Origin of the sequence: Pseudomonas agronomica, from assembly GCF_025917275.1 — a bacterium.
Classification (GTDB): Bacteria; Pseudomonadota; Gammaproteobacteria; order Pseudomonadales; family Pseudomonadaceae; genus Aquipseudomonas; species Aquipseudomonas agronomica.
Genome location: NZ_JAOSHO010000830.1, coordinates 1 through 1362 on the forward strand (window position 1 = coordinate 1; position 1362 = coordinate 1362).

The 1362-nt window shown below is 61.3% G+C and carries 2 protein-coding genes; both read right to left on the reverse strand.

The window, feature by feature from the left end:
* Positions 1–522, reverse strand: a 522-nt coding sequence (locus OC610_RS27485) for an ATP-binding protein (RefSeq protein ID WP_264432613.1), incomplete at its 3' end; no start/stop codon positions are given.
* A 42-nt stretch (positions 523–564) separates the two neighbouring features.
* On the reverse strand, positions 565–1173 hold the full coding sequence (locus OC610_RS27490; RefSeq protein WP_264432617.1) for a YqiA/YcfP family alpha/beta fold hydrolase: 609 nt from the start codon (positions 1171–1173) through the stop codon (positions 565–567).
* Positions 1174–1362: the final 189 nt, after the last annotated feature.

The following is a 1362-nucleotide window of genomic DNA, read 5'->3' on the forward strand; positions in this document are numbered from 1 at the left end:
GTCCGGGGCGAAATACACGCTGGTCCCGGTGTTGCGCTTGCCGACGGTCCCGACCACTTCCAGCTCGGTGGCCTTGTAGCCATCGGCGAAGGTCATCTGGTATTCGTTGCCATCACGCTTGACCCGCACCCGCACCTGGGTCGACAAGGCGTTGACCACGGAAATACCCACCCCGTGCAGACCGCCGGAGAACTGGTAGTTCTTGTTGGAAAACTTGCCGCCGGCGTGGAGCTTGGTGAGGATCAGCTCGACACCCGACACGCCCTCTTCAGGGTGAATGTCCACCGGCATGCCGCGGCCGTCATCGCTGACTTCCAGCGAGTGATCGGCGTGCAGGATGACCTGCACCGACTTCGCATGCCCGGCCAAGGCTTCGTCGACACTGTTGTCGATAACTTCCTGGGCGAGGTGGTTCGGCCGACTGGTGTCGGTGTACATGCCGGGGCGCTTGCGCACCGGGTCGAGGCCCGAGAGGACTTCGATGGCGTCTGCGTTATAAGAGCTAGCGCTGGGAGTGGCCATGGGGTCTCGTCGTCAGTGTTCAATGAAAAAGGGGCGATGGGTTCACAGCGACGTGAAGTCGATCGCCTGGTACAAATCGGCGCCAATGCCGGCAAAACTCAACAGCGCCGGCAACTGCTGGGCAAACCCTTGGAAACTGTGGTCGCCGCCGGCCTGGATGCGCAAGGCACAGGCGCGGTAATACTGCTGGGCGTGGCGATAATCCAGCGTTTCGTCACCGGTTTGCAACCATACCTGATACCGCTGTGGATCCCGGGGCGCCGGCACTTCCAGCTCGGCCAGGGCCTTCACGTGGTCGTGGGTCAATTCCCAGGTTTCGTCGGTGTACAAATTCTTCTGTGTCCCCAGATACCCGTCGAACATCCGATGCGGGCTCACGGCAGGATTGACCAACAGGGCCTTGAGCCCGTGGCGCTCGGCCAAGTGAGTCGCATAGTAGCCCCCGAGCGAGCTGCCGACCAGCAGCGGCCGCCCCAGTTCTGTAATGGCCTGTTCCAGCTGACCGATGGCCTGGCGGGGGTGGTGATGCAGGGCCGGCACCTGTAGCTGGTCGCTGAGGCCAAGGCGTGCCATCACGTCGACCAGTTGGCAGGCTTTGGTCGACGCTGGGGCGCTGTTGAAGCCATGTATATAAAGGATCGAACCCGACATTGCCGACTCCCTGGGTGTTGGGCAAATGCCGGAGTTTACAGGGAGTTTGTAGAGGTTTGGAGGATGATCAGACTGTTATTAGGACAAACGCAAAACTTGTTGGCGAGGGGATTTATCCCCGCTGGGCGCGAAGCGCCCTTTCAGCCGGCCAGTCTCCCCAAGCGTCCCGATCCTATTGTGGGAGCGAGC

Coding starts and splice junctions, on each gene's coding strand:
- OC610_RS27490 (WP_264432617.1), bottom strand. CDS start 1,173: ATGTCGGGTTCGATCCTTTATATACATGGCTTCAACAGCGCCCCAGCG.